The sequence below is a fragment of the Leptotrichia sp. oral taxon 417 genome, assembly GCF_013394865.1.
GTDB lineage: Bacteria > Fusobacteriota > Fusobacteriia > Fusobacteriales > Leptotrichiaceae > Leptotrichia > Leptotrichia wadei_A.
Window position 1 is genome coordinate 611,302 of sequence record NZ_JABXYV010000001.1, and the last position, 17,920, is coordinate 629,221.

Annotated in this window: 19 protein-coding genes; 16 read left to right on the forward strand and 3 right to left on the reverse strand. The window is 30.4% G+C overall.

From position 1 onward, the window contains the following. Nucleotides 1-8: 8 nt before the first annotated feature. The 3 genes from HW276_RS03020 to HW276_RS03030 all read right to left on the reverse strand — a co-directional run bounded on the left by HW276_RS03020 (nt 9) and on the right by HW276_RS03030 (nt 2,869). Entirely contained in the window at nt 9-1,145 is a 1,137-nt protein-coding gene (locus HW276_RS03020) for a cysteine desulfurase family protein (RefSeq protein ID WP_147003119.1), read from the reverse strand. A gap of 103 nt (nt 1,146-1,248) precedes the next feature. Then, on the reverse strand, nt 1,249-2,280 hold the full coding sequence (locus HW276_RS03025) for a DUF2207 domain-containing protein (RefSeq protein ID WP_178937364.1): 1,032 nt from the start codon (nt 2,278-2,280) through the stop codon (nt 1,249-1,251). A gap of 22 nt (nt 2,281-2,302) precedes the next feature. Then, complete coding sequence (locus tag HW276_RS03030; protein WP_147003121.1) at nt 2,303-2,869, reverse strand: LemA family protein; 567 nt, start codon at nt 2,867-2,869, stop codon at nt 2,303-2,305. A gap of 441 nt (nt 2,870-3,310) precedes the next feature. Here HW276_RS03030 and HW276_RS03035 point away from each other — a divergent pair, with 441 nt between their 5' ends. The 16 genes from HW276_RS03035 to HW276_RS03110 all read left to right on the forward strand — a co-directional run bounded on the left by HW276_RS03035 (nt 3,311) and on the right by HW276_RS03110 (nt 17,818). Next, entirely contained in the window at nt 3,311-4,300 is a 990-nt protein-coding gene (locus HW276_RS03035; protein WP_178937365.1) for a PTS sugar transporter subunit IIB, read from the forward strand. 15 nt (nt 4,301-4,315) lie between these two features. Next, entirely contained in the window at nt 4,316-5,140 is an 825-nt protein-coding gene (locus tag HW276_RS03040) for a PTS mannose/fructose/sorbose transporter subunit IIC (RefSeq protein ID WP_147003123.1), read from the forward strand. An 18-nt stretch (nt 5,141-5,158) separates the two neighbouring features. After that, nucleotides 5,159-6,073, forward strand: a complete 915-nt coding sequence (locus tag HW276_RS03045; protein ID WP_147003124.1) for a PTS system mannose/fructose/sorbose family transporter subunit IID — start codon at nt 5,159-5,161, stop codon at nt 6,071-6,073. A 614-nt stretch (nt 6,074-6,687) separates the two neighbouring features. After that, the gene (locus HW276_RS03050) at nt 6,688-6,873 is read left to right on the forward strand and encodes a hypothetical protein (RefSeq protein ID WP_178937366.1); all 186 of its coding nucleotides are present in this window, start codon (nt 6,688-6,690) and stop codon (nt 6,871-6,873) included. A 232-nt stretch (nt 6,874-7,105) separates the two neighbouring features. Continuing rightward, the gene (locus HW276_RS03055) at nt 7,106-8,350 is read left to right on the forward strand and encodes an RNA-guided endonuclease TnpB family protein (RefSeq protein ID WP_178937367.1); all 1,245 of its coding nucleotides are present in this window, start codon (nt 7,106-7,108) and stop codon (nt 8,348-8,350) included. Between the two features lie 41 nt (nt 8,351-8,391). Next, nucleotides 8,392-8,772, forward strand: coding sequence for a DUF956 family protein (locus HW276_RS03060; RefSeq protein WP_315345327.1), 381 nt, complete (start codon nt 8,392-8,394; stop codon nt 8,770-8,772). 54 nt (nt 8,773-8,826) lie between these two features. Next, nucleotides 8,827-9,282: a hypothetical protein gene (locus HW276_RS03065; RefSeq protein WP_178937369.1), complete on the forward strand. Its 456-nt coding sequence runs from the start codon at nt 8,827-8,829 to the stop codon at nt 9,280-9,282. 442 nt (nt 9,283-9,724) lie between these two features. Then, nucleotides 9,725-10,555 (forward strand): NAD(+)/NADH kinase, encoded by an 831-nt coding sequence (locus HW276_RS03070; protein ID WP_147003127.1) that lies wholly within the window; start codon nt 9,725-9,727, stop codon nt 10,553-10,555. A gap of 240 nt (nt 10,556-10,795) precedes the next feature. Then, entirely contained in the window at nt 10,796-12,475 is a 1,680-nt protein-coding gene (recN, locus tag HW276_RS03075) for a DNA repair protein RecN (RefSeq protein ID WP_178937370.1), read from the forward strand. Then, entirely contained in the window at nt 12,451-13,401 is a 951-nt protein-coding gene (locus HW276_RS03080; RefSeq protein WP_178937371.1) for a tyrosine-type recombinase/integrase, read from the forward strand. Before recN ends, HW276_RS03080 begins: the two co-directional genes overlap by 25 nt. Nucleotides 13,402-13,405: 4 nt before the next feature. Beyond that, nucleotides 13,406-13,825, forward strand: coding sequence for a phospholipid phosphatase (locus HW276_RS03085; protein WP_178937372.1), 420 nt, complete (start codon nt 13,406-13,408; stop codon nt 13,823-13,825). Nucleotides 13,826-13,967: 142 nt separating this feature from the next. Beyond that, complete coding sequence (locus HW276_RS03090) at nt 13,968-14,567, forward strand: DUF1694 domain-containing protein (protein ID WP_147003131.1); 600 nt, start codon at nt 13,968-13,970, stop codon at nt 14,565-14,567. Continuing rightward, entirely contained in the window at nt 14,560-15,828 is a 1,269-nt protein-coding gene (murA, locus tag HW276_RS03095) for a UDP-N-acetylglucosamine 1-carboxyvinyltransferase (protein ID WP_147003132.1), read from the forward strand. The genes HW276_RS03090 and murA overlap by 8 nt, the downstream gene beginning before the upstream one ends. Nucleotides 15,829-16,029: 201 nt before the next feature. Continuing rightward, nucleotides 16,030-16,521 carry a Panacea domain-containing protein gene (locus HW276_RS03100; protein ID WP_178937373.1) on the forward strand — a complete coding sequence of 164 codons (492 nt, stop codon included), beginning with the start codon at nt 16,030-16,032 and terminating at the stop codon, nt 16,519-16,521. Further along, nucleotides 16,521-16,901 carry a type II toxin-antitoxin system PemK/MazF family toxin gene (locus tag HW276_RS03105; RefSeq protein ID WP_178937374.1) on the forward strand — a complete coding sequence of 127 codons (381 nt, stop codon included), beginning with the start codon at nt 16,521-16,523 and terminating at the stop codon, nt 16,899-16,901. The genes HW276_RS03100 and HW276_RS03105 overlap by 1 nt, the downstream gene beginning before the upstream one ends. Nucleotides 16,902-17,140: 239 nt before the next feature. Next, complete coding sequence (locus HW276_RS03110) at nt 17,141-17,818, forward strand: thymidylate kinase (RefSeq protein ID WP_178937375.1); 678 nt, start codon at nt 17,141-17,143, stop codon at nt 17,816-17,818. The last annotated feature ends 102 nt before the right edge of the window (nt 17,819-17,920 follow it).

Genomic DNA, 17,920 nt, shown 5'->3' on the forward strand with positions numbered 1-17,920 from the left:
TCCTTTCTTTAAACTATTTCCGCTAAATTTTCTACAAAATAATCTATTTCCTCAATAGTCGTATCCTTTCCAATACTAATTCTAAACGAACCTTTCAACTCCTCATCAGTAAGCCCCATAGCCTTCAAAACATGCGAACTTTCCAGCGACCCTGACATGCATGCAGATCCGCCGCTTACGCAAATTCCCCTCAAATCAAGTGCTACCAGAAGCATTTGAATATCTGTTCCTTCTATGTAGACATTTGTTGTAGTTTTTATTCTATTTGCTTTTTCTCCATTTATTTTTATTTTTTTTCCAAGTTTCCCAATTTCACTTTTTAATTTTGTTTCTAAATAATTTTGTAATTTTTCTTCTTTTTCTTCTATTTCCTTCAAATTTTCATATACTTCTTCAAGTGCAACTCCAAGTCCCAAAATTCCATGAACATTTTCCGTTCCAGCCCTTCGGTTTCTTTCCTGTGAACCGCCCCAGATTTCCTTTTCAATCGAATACTTTTTATCAACAAACACAAATCCTGTCCCCTTAGGCCCGTAAAATTTATGTGCAGTTCCTGTCAAAGCCCCTATTTTCAAATCTTTTGGCAAAATTTTTATTTTTCCCATTGCTTGAACCGCATCCGTATGAAAAAATATATTTTTTTCCGCTAAAATCTCTCCTATTTCCTTAATCGGTTGAATAACCCCAGTTTCATTATTTACAAACATTATCGAAACAATAGCCGTATCTTCCCTTAATTCCTGCTTTAATTCTTCAATATTGACAACTCCATTTTCATCAGTTCCAATATAAGAAACTTCATATCCTTCCTTTTCCAGCTGTTCAAAGTCCTTTAAAATTGTCGAATGTTCTATTTTAGAAGTTACAATATGCTTCCCCTTATCTTCATTTGCCTTCAAAAATCCACGAATAGCAAGATTGTTCCCTTCAGCCCCGCCAGAAGTAAACACAATCTCAGTCGTTTCCACTTCCAAATTTTGAGAAACTATATGTCTTGCTTTTTCCACAGCTGACTTTGCACGTTGCCCCAAAGCATGTACAGATGATGGATTTCCATAATTTTCACTAAATGATTTTGTCATTTCATTTATAACTTTATCGGACATTTTAGTAGTCGCCGCATTATCTAAATATACTATTTTCATTGTTAAATTTTTTCTCCTTTTTATTTTTTTTATGATTTATAAAAATTTGCAATTGTAATTGTAATTTTAAAATATATTTTAATTTTCTAATTATTCACTTGCCTTACCAAAAAATACGTTTTTTTCTAAAAATTGGAAATTTCGTATCTACATATTCATTAACATAATATTGAGCCTCAGCATAACTTCCCATTATATTTAAAAAATCCAAAGAATCCTTAAAAATTCCTATTTTTTCATTTTCCACTTTAAGTGCAACAATATAAGGAAATATTTGATTGAAGTAATTAAGTTTTTCTTCTTCTGTTTCAAATTCATTCATTTTATTTTTTTCAGCAGTTTTAAAATACATTTTTAGTCCTTCAATGTACTCCAGCTTTCGCTTACCTGAAAACGTGTATTTCCCTATAACTTTCCTATAAATAAAAAACATTGCTCCTAAAATTAATAAAATTAATCCATAAAATATATCTGTATACAATATAATACCAATAATTCCACCTACAGTTACCGTGATATACAAAAATTTTAATATTCTCCCTGACATTCCAAATACATATTTTAGCCATATAAATATAAAAGTCGTAATAATAATTGAATTTGCTATATTTATATGCATTAGCTCTGATAATGTAAAAGCTATGGAAATTGCAGTTCCTAAAATAAATGGAATAAAATATAGATAATTATTTTTATAAATCATTCTATTATATTTCTTTTCAAAAAAATGTATAATACGATTTTTATATCCAATAATTTCAAGTTTATTTTCAAATAGATTATTTTCAGAAAGAATATCCAGCAAATTATTTTCTTCCTCAAATAAAGTTTCGCTTCGCAGTTTCAGATTATCCTTATTTTTCTGGTTCAAAACATATATTTTATTTCCTTCATTTTTATCATCTAAAAAAATATAATTTTTCAATAATAACGATAACAGTCCTATTTTCAATATTTCTTTTGAATCTCTCTCTCCATTGATATATGCAACAAACATTGACGAAATATTTTCTGGTTCAGAAAATTCAGGAATAATAGTTTTCCTTTTTGGATCTTTTCCAAAAAAATACCACGTTGAAACAGAATATATACCAATAAGTATAACTAAAATAATTTCAATTATAATAATAATCATAGTAAATCCTTTATTGTAAACATTAAAATTTAATTTCTGGAGTTTTTTCTGCTTTATCTGTTATTTCGAGAAATTTTGACTTTTTAAACCCCAAAATTTTTCCAATAAAATTATTTGGAAAAGTTTCTACGAAAGTATTTCTATCTCTAGCTGTTCCATTATAGTACCTTCTCGATCTTTGGATTTCAGTTTCTATTTGCATCAATTGAGTCTGCAATTTCAAAAAATTTTCATTAGCCTTTAAATCTGGATAATTTTCCTGTAATATCATTATTGATTTTAATGTTTTTTCTGTCTCATTCTCAATTTTTTTTATTTTTTCAATATTGTCAATATTTTTTTTATCAATTATTTCCATTTGGCTTCTAAGTTTAATAACATTTTCTAATGTTTCCTTTTCATGTAATGCATACCCTTTTACAACATTAATAAGACCAGGTATCAGATCCAGCCTTTTCTGTAAGCAAATACCTATCTCATGAAAACCTTCCTCATTCAAATTTTTCAGTTTAACATACCTGTTATAGATTACCGCTGCTATTATTGCTAATACTATCAAACTGCCTATGGCAATTAATAAAATATTCATAATTAATCTCCTGCTCTTTTATTTTTAGTTATTAAATTATATCATTAAAAAAAAAATCTTTCAATATGTCAGAATATTAATATTATTTCTAAAAAATTTCTGTTTTGAATAAATTTATATTATTTTTTTAGATAGTGAATTTATTATAGATTTTTATTTCATATCCAGGAAAAAAATTTGCTATTATTGGATAAATAGAGTATTGACTTATTTCTTGATAAGATTTAGTATTATGATTTACTAAAAAAAATATTGAAATTTAACATTTATTAATTTATTTTATAAAATTTTTTTAAAATACTTGAAAATGCAAAAAAATGTGGTACACTTAAAATATAAGGCTATTCACTTTTTAGTTTTTAGAAAATTTTAGAAATTATAAAATTATTAAAAAACTTTTTATGTGAATGCAAAAATATATTTTGTAGAAGGAGGTTTAAAATGGTAGGAATTATCGTTGCAAGTCACGGTGAATTTGCTGCTGGTATAAAACAGTCGGCTTCAATGATTCTGGGTGAAGCTGAGTTGCTTGAATCAGTTGTTTTTATGCCAAGTGAAGGTCCAGATGACTTATATAAAAAAATTCAAGATGCCATTGCAAAACTAGGAACAGAAGAAGTTCTATTTTTAGTTGATTTATGGGGAGGAAGTCCATTTAATCAATCTAACCGTTTTTTTGAAGAGGATCCTGAAAAGAGAGCTATTGTTGCAGGGCTTAATTTGCCAATGCTTTTAGCCGCTTTGTCAGAAAGAGAAGATATGGAAACAGCTCATGAAGTGGCAGAAGCAATTGTTCCAGAAGGAAAAGATCAAGTTAGGGTACGTCCTGAAGATCTTCAGCCAAAAGAAGAAGCTCCAAAAGCTGCAGCGCAAGATGATATGCCAAAAGGTGCAATTCCACCAGGAACAGTTATCGGAGATGGGAAAATCAAATTCGTACTGGCACGTATTGACACACGTTTGCTGCACGGGCAAGTTGCAACAAGCTGGACAAAGGCAACAAATCCAAACAGAATAATTGTTGTTTCAGATACGGTTTCAAAGGATGAATTACGTAAAAAATTAATTGAACAGGCGGCGCCTCCAGGTGTACGTGCGCACGTTATTCCGCTTGATAAATTGGTGGAAGTTTCAAAAGATCCAAGATTTGGAAATACAAAAGCGTTATTGCTGTTTGAAAATCCTCAAGATGCACTTTATGTAATTGAAAGAGGTGTTGACATTAAAGAACTGAATGTAGGATCAATGGCTCACTCTGTTGGAAAAGTTATGGTTAATAATGTACTTTCAATGGATCAGAATGATGTTGATACCTATAAGAAACTTAGAGATCTAGGTGTAAAATTTGATGTTAGAAAAGTTGCCGCAGATAAACGGGCAGACTTGTTCAAATTAATTTCAGAAAAAGCAAATGAAGGATTAAAACTTTAATTTTAGGAGGATGTTATGGATTTTAATATTTTAGCAATTATTTTAATATTAATTATCGCATTTTTGGCAGGAATGGAAGGTATCCTTGACCAATTCCAATTCCATCAGCCAATTATTGCATGTTCATTAGTTGGTCTTGCGACAGGACACATGAAAGAATGTATTATGTTAGGTGGAGCATTGCAGTTAATGGCTCTAGGTTGGGCAAATGTAGGGGCAGCAGTTGCTCCAGATGCCGCACTTGCTTCAGTAGCTTCAGCAATTATTTTTGTTAAAGCAGGAAAATTTGATGCTGCAGGTCAGAATGTGGCAATTGGTACAGCGATTGCGCTTGCCACAGCAGGATTAGTTTTGACTATGGTTGTTCGTACTTTATCAGTAGTTATTGTTCACCAAGCAGATAGAGAAGCTGAAAAAGGTAATTTTAAAGGTGTAGAATTATGGCACATGGTTGCACTTGCATGTCAAGGTTTACGTATTGCTATCCCTGCCTTATTGTTGTTATTTATACCTTCTCACGTTATTCAGCAAGCTCTTAATTCATTGCCAAAATGGTTTACTGATGGAATGACTATTGGTGGTGGATTTGTAGTAGCAGTAGGTTATGCAATGGTTATCAACCTTATGGCAAATAAAGAAGTATGGCCTTTCTTCTTCTTAGGATTTGCAATTGCGCCATTAAATGAACTTACACTAATTGCTACAGGAATTATAGGTGTCTGTGCAGCTATCATTTACTTAAATGTTACAAGTAATGGTGGCGGTGGTAACAATGGTGGAGGAGATGGAGGTTCATCAGCTTCAGGAGATCCACTAGGCGACATCTTAAATGACTATTAATCTAAGGAGGAATAAGAAATGGCAGAAAATAAAATAAAACTATCAAAAGCTGACCGTCGTAGCGTAATGCTTCGTTCTCAATTTTTACAAGGTTCTTGGAATTATGAACGTATGCAGAATGGTGGTTGGGCTTATTCATTAATCCCAGCATTGAAAAAATTATATCCAAATAAAGATGACGCAGCAGCAGCTTTAAAAAGACACTTGGAATTTTTTAATACTCACCCATATATTGCAGCACCGATTTTAGGAGTAACTCTTGCCTTGGAAGAAGAAAGAGCTAATGGAGCTTCAATTGATGATGCAGCTATTCAAGGGGTAAAAGTTGGAATGATGGGACCACTTGCAGGAATAGGAGATCCAGTATTCTGGTTCACAGTACGTCCAATTTTAGGAGCAATTGCAGCTTCACTTGCAACAAGCGGTTCAGTTATCGCACCATTATTCTTTTTCATTATATGGAATGTAATTCGTATTTCTTTCTTATGGTATACTCAAGAATTTGGTTACCAAAAAGGTTCAGAAATTACAAAGGATTTATCAGGTGGATTGCTTCAAACTATAACTAAAGGTGCGTCTATCTTAGGTATGTTTATTATGGGTATCTTAGTTCAACGTTGGATTACAATTAAATTCCCAAGAGTTATATCACGAGTTCCACTAGCTGACGGAGCTTATATAAAATTTCCAAATGGTTCAGTAACTGGTCCTCAATTACAAAAAATTCTTGCAGATTTTGGAAATAAATTATCGCTTTCAGATACACAAATAACAACTTTGCAGGATAACCTAGATAAATTAGTGCCAGGATTAGCAGCATTATTATTGACTTTCCTATGTATGTGGCTACTTAAGAAAAAAGTCAGTCCAATCTTAATTATCTTTGGATTATTCCTAGTTGGAATTGTAGGACATGTAGTTGGAATATTCTAATAAAGATTATTAAAAATTTGATTTTATTAAGTGTGTTAGAACACTCGTTGCTTTAGCCATGAGATGAATAACACCAACATTGAAAATGTTGCTTTAAAATTTACAATATTACTAATTTTAGAGTATAATATATTTGGGTTTAAAATATAAATATACAGATAAAAAGTAGCGGTGTAGACATAATGTCTTATCTAGTAGCGGCTATTGTGGACTAGCCAAAAAGAATAAGGATTTTAAAATCAAACTTCTTAGAAGATAACTTACTTTTTCAGTTATCTTATGAAGTTCTCGACTTTTAGTCGTGAGTAGTTCACATTGAAAGTTTACGTATAAGAAAAAAGTTGGAACTAAAAATCCAACTTTTTTAATAATTTGGAATAAAAATAAAAACTATAAAGAAATGAGGAATAAAATTGGCTATTTCATTAAATACAAAAGTATTATTTATTAAATAGTGCAAGAATACTCGCGACTTTAGTCGTGAGATGAATTACACGAAAATTTTAGTAAGCATATAGGGAAACTTGTATGTAGACATGGAGCAAAACCGTGCAACAAAGAAACTGAATTGCTGGGAACTCTTAAAGCTAGTATAACCACAACATAATATCTAAGTGAAAACATGGTATAAGTGTGAAGGTGGCGAAAGCAGAAAAAATATACTAGATGGTGCAAGGTTAAATCCTAAACATTATGATAATAGACAATCAGCAGCTAAGCCTGAAAAGGAAAGTTCAACGACTATCCCTCGTGAGGGGAGTACAATACAAGCGATAGGTATTGGAAGTGGTTTCGCCTAAGTCCTTGAAATAGGATATGGATAAGATATAGTCTGTGCTTGTTAGAGATAACAAGAAGTTCATAAGAGAACTGCATAAATGGTAGCGTATTTATGTGAACAATACTTCCCACTGTTGTGGGGTTTTAAAAACTTTAAAAATATTTAAAAATAAATAAAAAATATTACTTTTTTGACAGATAAAATGTAGAATACATGGTATAATATCTCTGATGAAAAGGAGGTGATTATATATGTATTTAACATTAAGACAACAGGTAAAACATCTTAGTAAAAATGAGTTTAGGAATTTAAAATATTTATCTCATATAGCCAAGAACTTAACTAATGAAGCAATATATAATATTAGACAGTATTATTTTAATAAGAAAAAGTATTTAAGTTATAACGAAAACTATAAAATACTTAAAAATAGTGAGAACTATAAGAAATTAAATTCTAATATGGCTCAGCAAATTCTAAAAGAAGTAGACGGAAGTTTTAAATCATTTTTTGGACTTTTAAAACTTGTTAAGAATGATCAATATAATGGTAAAATAAAATTACCTAAATATCTTGCTAAAGATGGATTTACAACTCTTGTTATAGGTTTTGTTAGATTAAAAGACGATATTCTGATAGTTCCTTATTCAAATTCGTTTAAGAAAACTCATCAGGAAGTTAAAATTAAGCTGCCACCAGTATTAAAAGACAAGAAGATAAAAGAGATTAGAATAATACCAAAACAACATTCTAGGTACTTTGAAATTCAATATACTTATGAAGTAAAAGAAGTTCAAAGGGAATTAAATAGAGAAAATACACTAGGAATAGATTTAGGTATAGATAATCTTTGTACTTGTGTTACAAATACTGGAGCTTCATTCATAATAGATGGTAGAAAATTAAAATCAATTAATCAATACTATAATAAGACAAATGCAAAATTACAAAGTATAAAAGATAAGCAAAAGACCTCCCGCACAACATTAAGACAAAAAAGAATAGTTAGAAAGAGAAATAATCGCATAAATGATTATCTTTCAAAAGCAGCAAGAATAATTATAAATTATTGTCTTAATAATGATATAGGAAAAATAGTTTTAGGATATAATGAAGATTTTCAAAGAAATTCAAATATAGGAAGTATAAATAATCAAAACTTTGTAAATATACCATATGGGAAATTAAGAGATAAACTAATATATCTATGTAAACTATATGGAATAGAATTTAAGCTGCAAGAAGAGAGTTATACATCAAAAGCAAGTTTCTTTGATGGAGATGAAATCCCAATATATGATAAAGAGAATCCGCAAGAATATAAATTCAGTGGAAAAAGGATAAAAAGAGGACTATATCAAACAAGCACAGGTAAACTCATAAATGCGGATTGTAATGGAGCATTAAATATATTAAGAAAAAGTAAAGTTGTGGATTTAAGTATCCTATACAATAGAGGTGAACTGAACATACCTAAAAGAATAAGGGTAGTGTAAAGCTATCAAACTTCTTAGAAAATTTTTAAATATTTTTAAGGATTTTAGAACCCTGTGACTTTGGTCGTGGGAGGTTCAGGACAAAGGCAAATTCCCTGTCTGGAATGATTGGAAATAAAAATGGCGATGTGCTTGTAGGTGATAAAGCCTTTGAATTTTACAATTCTAGAAATCCTGAGGATTATATTCAGATTCCGTGGGAGGAAATTGTGAGAGTAAGGGCGCAGTTGTTCTTTAAAGATAAGTATATTCGTGGATTTTTTATTGACACTAAAAGTGCAGGATCGTACAATTTTGTTGTGAAAAATGCTGGGAAAACGCTGAAAACTATGCGGGATTTTCTGGGAAATGAAAAAATTGTGAGAAATAAACCTGTATTATCGCTGAAAAAAGTGTTTGAATGGTTTAAAAGAAAGAAATAATTTATTGTATAAAAAATTAGTTATGAGGGTGAAGGCTAAAAAAGGAGAGTAGTTATGAAAAAGATTTTTAAATTTTTATTTGTTTGTTTTGTCTTTTTAATTTCATTTAATGTCTTTTCTGAAAGTATGGTATTTGCAAAAAAAGTGCCATTTGAAGAATTGCCTGAAACTGTGGAAAGCGATATGAGAAACGGGAAAATGGAATATCTTTCAAATCAGCAATGTTTTGTGTCGACATATAGAGCTTTCTACAAAAGTTCTGGACTTGACCATGTAAATATTTATGCAACTTGCATTGATGCATATTCCAATAAAAAAATAGAATGGGATAATCCCAAAATTCCAAAAGGAACTGAAAGAAAGACTATCCATATTATGGGGAAAGATATTTCTCAAAGAATGCTGAATGAAATGAAAAATGGGAAAAATGCTTTTCTTATAGGGAAACTTTATTTTTATAAATCTTCAGATAGAAACTATAAAAAAGGCGAATATTATTATTTTGACTGATAGATTTGCCTAAAAGTTTTCGCTATTTCCAGTTTAAATTGTGGATTTTTTTAATGGGATTTAATATTAAATTATTGGTAAGGCAAATGTTTTTTAACAAGGGATTTTATTCCCTTGTTATTTATTATTTGGAAAATATAAGTTATTAGGAAGTTTTTTTATACAAATCTTGAATTTATTAGAAAATTGTTAAAATATTTTGTTTCGTTAGATGTGTTCGGCAACTTAGTTTTTTATTTCACAAGAAGTCAAGAGCATCGCTTCAGAATATTTATTTTATTAAATTCTAAAACTGTATCGTTTTTAAATGGATTTAACGATATTAAGAAAGGAATTTTCAAAAAATATTTGTAAAATTTATGGAAAAAACTTTTTAAAAATGATACAATACTTTACAAAGGAAAAAAATATTTTGAAATTTTATTTTTAAGAGGTATTTGTTATGGAAAAATTGGAAAACGGTAATGTAAATAAAAAAAACAAAGTAGAAAAAGTAAGAATTATAAAAAGTGGATATGGAAATGAAGAATTACTGAAGAGTTTTTATAATTATCTGAAGGAAAAAAATATTCAGGAAGTTTTTGGAGTGGAACAGGCTGATCTTATAATTTCACTTGGGGGAGATGGAACGATGCTTATTTCGGCAAAGGAGGCCATCAGGGGGAATATTCCTGTGCTTGCGATAAATATGGGATCTCTTGGGTATCTTGCCGAGATTAAGCCACAGGATGCTGTGAAAATACTGCAGGATTATGAAAATGGGAATTACAAGTTGGAAGAAAGATCATTTCTTGAAGTCAGATATGAAGATAATATTTTTTATGGATTAAATGAACTTGTAATTACAAAAGGCGGACATGAGGCTCATCTGATACAGGTTGAAGTTTATTCAAATGATATTTTTGTAAATAAATATAGAGCTGATGGAATAATAGTTGCGACTCCTACAGGTTCTACTGCCTATTCACTTTCAGCTGGAGGTTCAATCGTCCATCCAGGACTAAATGCTTTGACAATCACGCCACTTGCTCCGCAAAGTCTGACAGCACGGCCAATAATTGTAAACGGATGTGAAGTGCTTAGTTTTAAAGCGACTTCCAGAGATGATGCAGTTCATTTGAATATTGACGGGAATCAATGGTTTCAAATTCAAAAAGGTGATTTAGTATCTGCGAGAATATCAGACAAGAAAGTTAAAATAATAAAACCTATGAATAGCGATTATTACAGTATTTTACGGCAAAAATTAAAATGGGGCGATTCTGTTTTATAGTAAAAATGATTTAAAATCGAACTTAAAAATTATGACTATTTTACTTAAGTTCTAAATTTATATGATTTTTACTAGTTTAATTTTGAGTGAGTTCGAGTATATAATTAAAAATATATTATTTTGTTTTTTTATTAGACTGATTCGTAAATTACATATATTTTAAAATTATGAAAAAAACAGATATTGATGAAACAATGGGATCTTAACCTATTGTCAAAATAAAATGGTGAAAGGGAAGAAATGCTAAGGGAATTAAGATTAAATAATTTAGCGATAATAAAAAATCTGGATTTGGAATTTAATGACAAGTTTATTGCATTGACTGGAGAAACTGGAGCTGGAAAGTCAATTATCCTAAATGGAATATCGCTGTTAATTGGTGAAAGAAGTCATACTGATATGATTAGAAACGGCGCACAAGGCCTTTTTGCAGAAGGGGTTTTTGAGCTGAATGAAAATCAGAAGAAAAGACTGGATGAGCTTGGATTTGAAATCGAAGATGATGAGCTAATTATAACACGGTATTTTGACAGGAATGCGAAATCTAAGATTACAGTAAATGGCTCACGGATGACTTTATCGAGATTAAAGGAACTTATGGTGAATATTATTGATTTAGTTGGGCAGCATGAGCATCAATTTCTTTTGAACAGTGATTATCATTTACATCTTTTGGATAGATTCTTAGATGATGAAGGGAAAATGCTTTCTAAAAAGATACGTGAAAGTGTAAATAAAATAAAAAAATTAAATTTGCAAATAGGAAATATTGAAAAGGAAAAATCAAAAATTGCAGAAAAAAAGGATATTCTGGAATTTCAGCTTAATGAAATCAATAGCCTTGAATTGAAGGAAAATGAAGATAATGAGTTGGAAGAGGAATACAAGATATTATTTAATGCTGGAAAAATCAGTGAAAAGCTGGAGGAAACATCTCAATTTCTGAAGGAAGGGGAATTTTCAATCTTAACGGCACTTGGAAGGGCTAAGAGAAATTTGGAGCAGCTTTCAGATTTGTCAGAATCGTATAGCGAGCTTTATGATAAAATTGAGTCTGTTTTGTATGAAGTTGAGGAAATATCGTATTCTGTGGATAATTTTGTTGGAGATGTTGAAATTGATGATAAAAAGTTGGAAAAAATTGTTGAAAGAATTGACAATATAAATAAGCTGAAATTAAAATATGGCTCAACAATTACTGAAATACTTGAATATAGGGACAAGATTGAAAAGGATCTGTCATTGGTTAATTTTGAAAGTGAAGAGCTGGAAAACTTGAAAAAAGAAAAAAGTGAGCTTGTAGGTCAATATTTTCAAGACAGTGAAAGGCTTAGTGAAATTCGTGAAAAAATTGCAGAAAATTTACAGAATACAGTTGATGTTCAGTTGGATGACCTGAATATGGAAAATGCAAAATTTAAAGTGGAAATTACAAAAACTCAGGAAATAACAATATACGGGATGGATAATGCAGAATTTATGATTGCAGCAAATGTGGGGGAAACATTTAAGCCACTTGCTAAAATAGCTTCAGGAGGAGAAATTTCACGTATAATGCTGGCTTTAAAAACTGTATTTTCAGCAGTTGATAATATTTCTGTGCTTATTTTTGATGAAATTGATACTGGAATTTCGGGTGAAACTGTGAGAAGAGTGGCAGAAAAATTAAGAGAACTTTCAAAAAATACTCAAATTATATGTGTAACACATTCTCCGCAAATTGCAGGAAAGGCACAGCAGCAGTTTTTCATTAAGAAGGAAATAGAAAATAACTTTACAGAAACGAAAGTTCACGAATTGAACACTGAAGAAAGAATAAGGGAAATTGCAAGAATCATTTCAGGAGACAATATTACAGAGGCATCTATTAATCATGCCAAGGAGATAATGGGACTATGGGACAAGAAAGTATTGGTATAGATAATCTGAAAGTAAAAAATAAGGAAAAGCGGAAAAAGAAAGTAAAAGAAGACATATCTCTTGAAAATAAAATGCAAATTAGAAAATTTCTTGATTTTTTAGAATATGAAAAGGGAAGTTCTCGAAGCACGGCTAATGGATATAATCGTGATCTGGTACAGTTTTTCCTGTTTTCTGAGAAAAATTATAATGAAATTGAAGAGCAGGATGTTTTTGGCTATATTGAATATATAAGTGGAAAACTGAAAAAAAATTCAGTGTTAAGCAAGGTTTCAGCAATAAAGGCTTTTTATAAGTTCTGTTATTTGAACAGGGCAGTGGAAAAAGATCCGGCGGGGATGGTTAGATCTTTAAAACGGGAGTATAGATCACCTGAAATATTGACATTGGAAGAGATAAAAAAAATTGTTGATAGTTGTCCGAATATGCCTGAGGGAATGCAAAATAGGCTTATTATTAAATTTTTGATTGCTACAGGTGCTAGAATATCGGAAATTTTAAATTTGGAAATAAAAGATCTGGAAAATAAGAAGTATGAATTTATTAAAGTGCTTGGGAAAGATTCAAAATACCGAATAGTGCCGATTTATGACAGCCTTGAAAATGAAATAAAAAACTATTTGGATGTTTATAGACCAAAATTAAAAAATGCAAATGACAGTTTTAAGATTTTTCCAAATGCACGAAGGGAAAAATTCTGGAAGGATTTAAAAAATATTGCAAAGAATGCTGGGATTGAAAAAAATGTTTATCCGCATATTTTTAGATATTCGCTTGCTGAGATTTTGCTTGGAGATAATGCTGATACACAGATAGTTCAGGAGATATTTGGCTATGCAAGCATTACGACAATGGAAACTTGTACACATGTTGAAAAATCCAAATTAAAAAAGATATATAATAATATAAAACTGGGAGATGACTAGAGAAATGAAGGAAAAAAGTGAATTAAGAAAGCAGAAGGATGAAAAATTGAAAATACTTATGGCTACGGTTATAGCATATTTTGTATTTTTCATATTGACAGAAATAGGAATAATAACAGAATATCTGGGAATCATTATGCTGATTCTGCTATATATGTATGCTAACTACAATCTGATAAATATGTTTTTTACAAGTAAGAGAACAACTTTTAAAGTATATGCCTTTCTTTTTCTGGAAGTTATCTATTTATTTACAGGAAATATTTCGTTGCTAGGTGCGATTGCATATATTGTATTATTTTCGCTTTTGATTTTTTCAATAAGAAAAGATGAAGGAAGGGAAGAGATTCCTAAAATAATAAGATTTGTGAATATATTTTTAATATTTAAAGTTGTTTTTGTGCTGTCAATGCTGCTTTTTTAAAAGTTACTGCTGAAAGGATGCTTAAAATAAAGATTATTAAAAATAAATAAAAGTTTAAAAAACAGTTGAGAAATGTATAAAAAAGTAGTATAATGAAAAAATATTGTAAATTAATGTTTTAGATGAATTGGAGAAATAAAAAATGAAAACTAATAGTGTTAATAGAAATAATGGAACAGATGTTATGAAAAGTGTAGAAGATGTTACAGATAGAGCAGTTAATGCGCAAGTTGAAAAAAGTTTATTTCTTGGAGAATATAAGGAAAGAATTATAAAGGCTCTTACTTTTGAGGAAATAAAGGAAAAGGGGATTTATTATGAAATAGAAGAGGCTTTGGAAAATAAAGATGTGGCAAAAATGGTTATTTCACGTCATGCTGAGTTTGAAGATATAAAAAAATATATTGAAATAGCTAAAAAGAAAAAAATACCATATAAAATGATAGATAGTCTAGTTTGTTCTGGAGATATTGCACTTGTCGTCGTGGCAAAGGATGCTATTGAGCATGAAGCTGGAGATGAAATTGTTGTAACTTCAAAACTGGAAATGTGTCATTTGAAACATTTGCCAGATATATATTATGAAGCTATGGAAAGTCCAATTTGTGATTTTCATTTAAATATAATAAAAGAAGAAATGCCTGAATATGCAAAAAATTATAAGGAATTGACTTTTATGGACAAATTATTTGGTTCAAAATGTCCGATATGTCAAAAATTAGGAGGAAAAAAACGTGGTTGATGGATTTAGAATAAAAGGAAAAACTCCATTAAATGGGGTAATTAAAGTAAGTGGCGCTAAAAATGCCGCACTTCCAATAATTATAGCGACGCTTGTTGCAAAGGGAGAATATATTTTAAGAAATGTGCCGAATTTGAGAGATATTAGAGTAACAATGAGACTGCTTGAAGATTTGGGAATGGAAACAGAAAAGTTAGATGAGAATACTTATAAAATAATAAATAACGGATTTAAAAGAACTGAAGCAAGTTATGAAATTGTAAAACAAATGAGAGCTTCATTTCTTGTAATGGGACCTATGATTGCAAATTTAGATGAAGCGGTTGTGTCGCTTCCTGGAGGGTGTGCGATTGGTTCAAGACCTGTAGATTTGCACTTAAAGGGATTTGAGCTGTTAGGAGCGGATATTACAAGAGTTCATGGATATGTACATGCAAAAGCGGATAAATTGAGAGGTGCTGAAATTCCTTTAGGATTTCCAAGCGTAGGAGCTACTCAAAATATAATGATGGCGGCAGTAAAAACACCTGGAAAAACTGTTATTTCAAATGCGGCAAGAGAGCCTGAAATTGTTGATTTAGGAAACTTTTTGAATAAAATGGGAGCAAAAATTACAGGACTTGGAACTCCAAATATTGAAATCGAAGGAGTTGAAGAACTTCATGCTGTGGAGTATTCGATTATGCCAGATAGAATTGAAGCTGGAACTTATGTAATTGCTTCATTAGTTACAGAAGGAGATTTGAAAATACAAAATGCAAGACTTGAAGATCTTGGAGTATTTAAATCTGAACTGGAAGCGATGGGAGTAAAATTTAAGCAAGATGGAGAACTTTTGAGCGTAATAGGAAAAGCAAGAGATCTAAAACCGTCAAAAATAAAGACATTACCACATCCAGGCTTTCCAACAGATATGCAGCCTCAAATGATGTTATTACAAGTGCTTGTAAATGGCGGAAGCTCAATGGAGGAAACTGTATTTGAAAACAGATTTATGCACGTGCCTGAATTTAACAGAATGGGAGCAGATATTACAATAAGACATGGAGTAGCCTTTATAAATGGAGGATTGCCTTTAACAGGCGCAGAAGTAATGTCATCAGATTTAAGAGCTGGAGCGGCATTGGTGCTTGCAGGACTTGCAGCGGATGGCGTGACTGTTGTAAATAGAGTTTACCATATTGACAGAGGATATGATAAATTGGAATTAAAATTAAATACTGTCGGGGCTCAAATCGAAAGAATTAAATTGGATATTTAGTGAGTCTGTGAGTATTTTTTAAAAAAATTAAAAAGCTTTTTTGAACTGTATCTAAAATCTTGAAAATAAACAAGATGGGAAGTGCAGTTCTTTTTGAATAAACTGATAAAAATAGAATTAAATAATAAGAAAAATATTGAATTTTTAAAATAAAAAAGGTATAATTTTATTATCAGAGAGTAACAAAAGGAGATGGCAAATATGGAAAGAATAATAGATGTTGCTCAATATATTTTTAGTGAATATAAAAGAGTAGCAGGAGAGATTATTGATGAAATGAAATTACAGAAATTATTATATTTTTCTCAAAGAGAAACATTTGCTATTTTGAATAAACCTCTTTTTGCTGAAGTATTTGAAGGATGGAAGTATGGACCTGTTTCTAGGGAAGTTAGAACTGTTTTTACTGAAGATGGAATGAATGCAGATATAGAAGAAATAAAAAGTGAAAGTAAGTACATAATAAATAATATAATTCATGAGTATGGAGCTTTGGCTTCGTGGAAATTAAGTGCATTGATACATAGAGAAATTTCTTGGCTTAATTCACGTAAAGGATTGAAAAAAGAAGAGAATGGAAGAGTAAAAATTAAAAATGAAGATATCCAAGAAGATGCAAAAAAAGTAAGACCTTACGATTATGCATGGGATATGTACTATGATGAATTTGAAGACTATGAAGCGGTGGTTTAATGGTAGGCAAAATTGTTAGATGTTTGACTCAGTATTACGATGCAAAATTACAGAGAATTTCTATTAAATCAAGACCAGCATTAGTATTAAAAAGTCCTGAAAATGATGATTATGTAGTTTTGCCTATTTCAACAATTCCGAATAGAATAAACGTGAATCCAACATACGATATTGAAATAGATCCTGCAAAGTTTTCTAAAATAAATCTGACAAGAATATCTTATATTAGAACTCACAGAATGGTTTCAATACCGATACAACAAATAGATTCAAGCATTATAATAGGTGATTTAAAATCAGATTATGAAGAATTATTTTTAAGAATAGTAGAAAAAGTAGAGCAATTTCATAATGAAATAATGGAAGGATTGCTGGAGTAGAAAATATAATAAAAAAATCATGGTTGAGAGATTAACTGTGATTTTTTGTTATAAAAATTTTCAATTGCATTGTCTTTTAAAGTCATTTATGGTAAAATAAACATATGATAAATATAGCAAAATTACTTTAAAAATGAGCTCAAATAAATAAAATTTGAGAAGTTGAAGGCTCTTGAATTTATGAGAGCTTTTTTCTTATTTTTTATATTTACTAGAAAAAGATAAAGGAAATTGATAAGATGGGAAAATTAATAATTGTAGAGGGAACAGATGGAAGCGGGAAGCAGACGCAGACAGAATTGCTGTGTAAAAAATTGAAGGAAATAAAAGGAGAAGGGAAAGTAAAAAAAATATCTTTCCCAAATTATGAAAGCAAGGCTTCAGAGCCTGTAAAAATGTATCTTGCAGGTGAATTTGGGGAAACTGTGGAAAGCGTTAATGCCTATGCGGCTTCGGTGCTTTATTCGGTTGACAGGTTTGCTTCGTTTAAGACTGAATGGGAAAAGTTTTATGAGGATGGAGGGATTGTGATTAGTGACAGATATACAATTTCAAATATGATTCATCAAGTTCCGAAAATTCAGGATAAAGCAGAAAGAGAAAAATATTTAGATTGGCTTACAGATTTAGAGTGGGGGAAAATTGGGATACCGAAGCCAGATGTTGTATTTTTTTTGGATATTCCTTTTGAAATTAGCCAGAAGCTTATGGAAGACAGGGAAAATAAGATAACTGGGAAGAAGGAAAAGGATATTCATGAGAGAGATAAAAATTATTTGAAAAATGCTTATGAAGTGGCGAAGGGGCTTTCAGTAAAATATGGATGGAATGTAATTTCTTGTGTAAATGAGAATGAATTGAGGGGAATAGAGGATATAAATAATGAGATGCTGGAAATAATATTGAAGAGCATATAATTTATTAGAAATTGAAATTTAATAAAATAAATATTTTTTAAATAACAAAAACATATAAAAAGCAATTAAATTATGGTATAATAATACTCGAAGCAAAAATGT

Excerpts from the sequence above, each read along its gene's own strand:
- HW276_RS03020 (WP_147003119.1), bottom strand. The coding sequence starts at position 1,145 with ATGAAAATAGTATATTTAGATAATGCGGCGACTACTAAAATGTCCGAT.
- HW276_RS03025 (WP_178937364.1), bottom strand. The coding sequence starts at position 2,280 with ATGATTATTATTATAATTGAAATTATTTTAGTTATACTTATTGGTATA.
- HW276_RS03030 (WP_147003121.1), bottom strand. The coding sequence starts at position 2,869 with ATGAATATTTTATTAATTGCCATAGGCAGTTTGATAGTATTAGCAATA.
- HW276_RS03035 (WP_178937365.1), top strand. The coding sequence starts at position 3,311 with ATGGTAGGAATTATCGTTGCAAGTCACGGTGAATTTGCTGCTGGTATA.
- HW276_RS03040 (WP_147003123.1), top strand. The coding sequence starts at position 4,316 with ATGGATTTTAATATTTTAGCAATTATTTTAATATTAATTATCGCATTT.
- HW276_RS03045 (WP_147003124.1), top strand. The coding sequence starts at position 5,159 with ATGGCAGAAAATAAAATAAAACTATCAAAAGCTGACCGTCGTAGCGTA.
- HW276_RS03055 (WP_178937367.1), top strand. The coding sequence starts at position 7,106 with ATGTATTTAACATTAAGACAACAGGTAAAACATCTTAGTAAAAATGAG.
- HW276_RS03065 (WP_178937369.1), top strand. The coding sequence starts at position 8,827 with ATGAAAAAGATTTTTAAATTTTTATTTGTTTGTTTTGTCTTTTTAATT.
- HW276_RS03070 (WP_147003127.1), top strand. The coding sequence starts at position 9,725 with ATGGAAAAATTGGAAAACGGTAATGTAAATAAAAAAAACAAAGTAGAA.
- recN (WP_178937370.1), top strand. The coding sequence starts at position 10,796 with ATGCTAAGGGAATTAAGATTAAATAATTTAGCGATAATAAAAAATCTG.
- HW276_RS03080 (WP_178937371.1), top strand. The coding sequence starts at position 12,451 with ATGGGACAAGAAAGTATTGGTATAGATAATCTGAAAGTAAAAAATAAG.
- HW276_RS03085 (WP_178937372.1), top strand. The coding sequence starts at position 13,406 with ATGAAGGAAAAAAGTGAATTAAGAAAGCAGAAGGATGAAAAATTGAAA.
- HW276_RS03090 (WP_147003131.1), top strand. The coding sequence starts at position 13,968 with ATGAAAACTAATAGTGTTAATAGAAATAATGGAACAGATGTTATGAAA.
- HW276_RS03100 (WP_178937373.1), top strand. The coding sequence starts at position 16,030 with ATGGAAAGAATAATAGATGTTGCTCAATATATTTTTAGTGAATATAAA.
- HW276_RS03105 (WP_178937374.1), top strand. The coding sequence starts at position 16,521 with ATGGTAGGCAAAATTGTTAGATGTTTGACTCAGTATTACGATGCAAAA.
- HW276_RS03110 (WP_178937375.1), top strand. The coding sequence starts at position 17,141 with ATGGGAAAATTAATAATTGTAGAGGGAACAGATGGAAGCGGGAAGCAG.